The 4409-nt window shown below is 71.3% G+C and carries 3 protein-coding genes and 1 pseudogene; 3 read left to right on the forward strand and 1 reads right to left on the reverse strand.

Translation table 11 applies throughout. The features are described 5' to 3' along the window. Positions 1-505, reverse strand: a pseudogene (locus KBX53_RS23810) (hypothetical protein); the annotation flags it as partial. 255 nt (positions 506-760) lie between these two features. Between KBX53_RS23810 and KBX53_RS23815 the strand changes: the two are divergent. The 3 genes from KBX53_RS23815 to KBX53_RS23825 form a co-directional block, all read left to right on the forward strand. Further along, the gene (locus tag KBX53_RS23815) at positions 761-1678 is read left to right on the forward strand and encodes a dihydrodipicolinate synthase family protein (protein WP_309140839.1); all 918 of its coding nucleotides are present in this window, start codon (positions 761-763) and stop codon (positions 1676-1678) included. Positions 1679-1856: 178 nt separating this feature from the next. Beyond that, a complete protein-coding gene (locus tag KBX53_RS23820) occupies positions 1857-3902 on the forward strand; it encodes a M6 family metalloprotease domain-containing protein (RefSeq protein WP_036411164.1) in 2046 nt (681 codons plus the stop codon). Between the two features lie 85 nt (positions 3903-3987). Continuing rightward, a partial coding sequence (locus KBX53_RS23825; RefSeq protein ID WP_210861738.1) for a hypothetical protein occupies positions 3988-4409 on the forward strand: 422 nt, incomplete at its 3' end.

The raw sequence follows: 4409 nt of genomic DNA on the forward strand, positions 1-4409 counted from the left end.
CGCCCACCTCCCGCCGCGCCCGCGCCGCGTGCTCCCGCGCCTGCCGGCCCTCCACCAGGAGGGTTCGGGTGGCCTCGGTCTCCCGCTGCGAGGCGAGCTCACCGAGCAGGTTCTCCCGGTAGAGGGCCAGGGACAGGTCGGTGAAGGCGCCGGCCGCGGTGGCGATGTCGGCATCGGTCATCGAACCGTCGGCGTCGATGAACCAGACGAACCCGAGCAGCAGGTCGTCGTGCCGGATCGGCACGCAGACCCTCGCCAGCAGGTCCAGCTCGGCGCACGCCGGGGTGCGGATCGGTGCGCGCGCCGTGAGCACACCCTTCCCCCGGAACCAGGCGATCACCTCCGGCGTCGTCTGCCGACGCAGGATCGACATCCGGCGGACGTCGTCCATCGGGCCGTCGTGCTCGCTGTAGGCGACCACCCGTTGCCGCCGGTCCTCGATGAGGGCGGGTCGCCCCACCCGGGCGGCGACGGCGTCGACGATTCGCTGGAGCTCACCGTGCATGTATCTCCCATGGTTGCGCTGCGTGACAGGGATCGCGCGACCGTCAGTCCTTACCCTCCGGTGCGGATGGGCGATTGCGCAAGGTCCACTGTCGAAGTCGCGACATAAGGACGGACGGCACCGCGACTGTTCCGGCATCTGTCCGAAGACCGGGGATGACAGACGTTCCTAAGGTTCCGGTACGGACCGCACCGGTGCCCCGCGCACGATGCGGTACCGATGACGGGCGTTTGCCGGCGGGGAGGGGATATCCGAGTGGGAACTGGTAGGCCCTGGCGGGGCGTGCTGGTCGCCATCACCACACCGTTCCGCGCCGACCTGTCGGTCGACTTCGACCAGCTCCAGGAACACGTCCGTTGGCTCGCCGCCGAGGGGTGTCACGGGGTCGCGCCGTGCGCGTCGATGGGGGAGTACCGGGCCCTCTCCGACGACGAGCGGGCCGCCGTGGTGAAGGCGACGGTGCAGGCCGCGCCACCCGGTTGCGCGGTGGTGCCCGGTGTCGGCGGTTACGGCAGCAGGCAGGCCCGCCACTGGGCGGAGCAGGCCGCCGCGGTCGGCGCCGACGGCGTGCTGGCACGGCCGCCCGACGGGCCCGCCGCCCGGCCCGCCGATGTGGTCGCCCACTACCGGGAGGTGGCGGCGGTCGGCCTGCCGGTGGTCGCCCACAACGACCCGTACGACGCCCGGCTGGACCTCACGCCGGACCTGTTGGCCACCGTCGCCGAGATCGACGGGATCGTCGCGGTCAAGGAGGTCACCGGCGACGTCCGCAGGTTGCACCGCCTGCGGGACCTCTGCCCACACGTGGACGTGCTGGTCGGGGCCGACGACGTGGTGCTCGAACTGGTGTTGTGCGGCGCCACCGGATGGATCGCCACCCTGCCCAACGCGCTGCCCCGCCAGGCCGTGCGCCTGTACGAGCTGTGCGCCGCCCGCGACCTGGCCCAGGCGCTGCCGCTCTACGCCGAGCTGCACCCGATCCTGGGCTGGGCCTCCCGGCCGGAAGCCGTACAGGCGGTCAAGCTGGCCATGGAGTGCGCCGGGCGGTTCGGCGGACGGTGCCGCCCCCCGCGCGGACCCCTGTCCGGCACCGCTGTGGACGGGGTGCGCCGCGACGTGCTGCGGGCCCTCGCGGCGACGGCCGGGCCGGCGTTCGGGGCCGGCAGTGGCTGAGCCGGCGGGCACGCCGGTCCTTCAGGTGTCGGAAGTCGCCGGCCCACCTGCCGACATCTGCACGGTGACCGGCACCGGCCCGCCCTCCTAGATTCGCTGCGCGGCCTGCTGACAGGTGTCGCGCGGTACCCCCACCGGGACGCCAGCGCCGCGTTTTCCTCCGACGAGAGGTGATTCCGTGCACCGTGCTACCCCCCATCGAACCCGGCTGAGGCGGGCCGTACTGGCCGCAGCCGTGGTGACCACCCTGGTGGCGACCGGGGCGGCGCAGGCCGCCGCGGCCCCGGCCAACCCGGCCGGCGGCACCGCGCCGTTCCAGGTCCTGGACCCGCAGGCCTGGCAGAACCCGGACACGATGACCTGGAACGACTACAAGGCTGTGCCGGGCAAGAACTGGGCCGACCCGAGCGTGTCGGGCTCGGTCCGCAACTTCAAGATCGCTCTGGTGGCGCTCGACTATCCGGATGAGACGTTCGCGGTCTCCCAGCGGGCCCGCTCGACGGTGTTCGGCAACCCGCAGTCCGTCGCGACGAACATTCCCCGGGCCGACGTGCCGAAGTTCTACCAGGACTTCCTGAACACCCCGAACACTTTGAACAAGGGCCACACCCTGCACGAGTACTGGATGCAGGACTCCAACGGCCGCTACGGCGTCGACCTCACCGGGTTCGGGCCGTACCAGATGCCGGCCAAGTCCTACCAGTACGGGCTGGACAACGGGTTCAACCCGGGTGCCTGCCCGAGCGGGGACGTGTGCGGCAAGAACATCCGCACCGACGGCCTGGGCGCCTGGCGGGCGGCCGTCGGCGAGGAGGTCGCCAACCAGTACGAGTTGGTGTTCATCCTCAGCGCCGGCCAGGACGAGTCGTCGACCTGGCAGGAGTTCGGGCAGATGATCTTCCAGAACAAGGAGGACGTGCCGGACGCCTGGGGTCCGCCGGACCCCAACCTGCCGAACTGGGCGAAGACCCGCTACGTGGACTGGACCTCGTGGAAGGCGGCGGCGACGCTGTGGCCGAACGCCGGCGGCGGCTCCTCGACGCAGGGCGAGAGCTCCGGCATGGGCGTCTACGCCCACGAGTTGTCCCACCTGCTCGGCATCGGCGACAACTACAACAACCCGTACGGCGAGCCGCTGCGCCGGGCGTACACCGGGATCTGGAGCATGATGTCGCGCGGGTCGTTCAACGGCCCGGGCGGTCCGCACACCCGCTGGCAGATCCCACCGACCAACGGTGGCTCGATGGGCTCGCTGCACACCCTGCGGGACAAGATCAAGATCGGGCTGGTCGGCGAGGAGCACGTGCTGCGGCTGTCGCGGGAGTCGCTGGCCTCCTCGGGTCTGGTGGTCGCGCAGGTCACGTCCCGGGCGGTCGACGCCGGCCCGAAGGGTCTGAGTGGGGTGAACATCGCGCTCAACAAGGACCTGTCGCCGACCTGTGCGGTCAGCACCGACCCGTTGTGCGACGGCGGCAACTTCAACAACTACACGGTCGAGGTCGTCGACCGGATGGGCGCGGACTCCTTCACCCCGGACAGCGGCGTGCTGCTGAGCAAGACGAAGAACGCCGACAGCGCCCCGTTCCAGTGGGTGGTGGACGCCAACCCGCAGGACATCGACATGATCGACTTCTACCGGCCCGACGGCACCCCACAGAAGATCACCATGGGTGACTACCGGCAGCTCTCCGACGCGCTGTTCCACGCCGGCGCGGACACCGGCAGCCAGTACGAGTACGTCGACGAGGCCAACCGGCTGCACTTCTACATCATCGATCTCAAGCGGGACTCGGCCGGCTCGCTGTCCTACACCGTGGCGGTGCGTTCCCTGGACGGCACCGGCGGGCCGAGCAGTCACGGAGTGAACCTGGGCAAGGGCGAGGTGACCAGCGGCGGCAAGCCCACCAACCGCGGCGTGACCTGCTCGTTCGAGCTGACCAACACCGGTACCTACTCGGCCGGCGGGCAGCAGCACCCGGAGAACGTCAGCGCTTACCTGAAGTCGGACGTCTACCGCCTGTCCGCGGAGGTGGCCGGCAAGGGTTGGCGGACCTGGCTGCCCAACCAGCTCGCCACCGCACAGTTCGGCAAGGCCACCACGGTCACGGTGTCGGTGGGTGCCACCGCCGCCGCCGCGGAGACCGGCTTCGTGAAGCTCACCGCGACCTCGGAGAGCGACCCGACGAAGACGGTGACCAAGCAGTGTCGGGTCGAGAAGTCCTGACCGACGCCCGAGGTTGACCCCGGTCCTGCCGGGTCCGCGGCGACAGGCCGCCGCGGACCCGGCAGGCGGGCCGAAGGAGGATGACGTGCGGCGAAGCATCATGACTCTGCTGCCCCTGCTGCTGGCCGGCGCGACCGGCTGCGGCGCCGTCGGCGCCACCCAGGAGGCGGTCTCCCCGACGACCGTCCGGGTCCTGGTCCGCGACATCAACATCCGGGCCGCGGGTGTGGACTGCGCCGGCACCGGCCCGTACACGCACTTCCACAACCGGGCGCCGTACCGCGTACTCGACCCGGACGGGGCGGCGGTGGCCAGCGGGCAACTGCCGGCGGGAACCGCGGTGGCCGCCTTCGCCGAGGACCTGGGGGTCGAGCGCATGCCCACCTACTGCGAGTTCGCCGTTGCGGTGCGCGTGCCGCAGCGGGCCTCCTACCGGCTGGAGGTGGACGGCCGGCCGGCGCTCGACCTGACGTCGGACAGCAGCGAGGGCCCGGCGCTGGTGGCGGT

The organism is Micromonospora sp. M51 (genome assembly GCF_018070305.1).
Taxonomy (GTDB): domain Bacteria; phylum Actinomycetota; class Actinomycetes; order Mycobacteriales; family Micromonosporaceae; genus Micromonospora; species Micromonospora parva.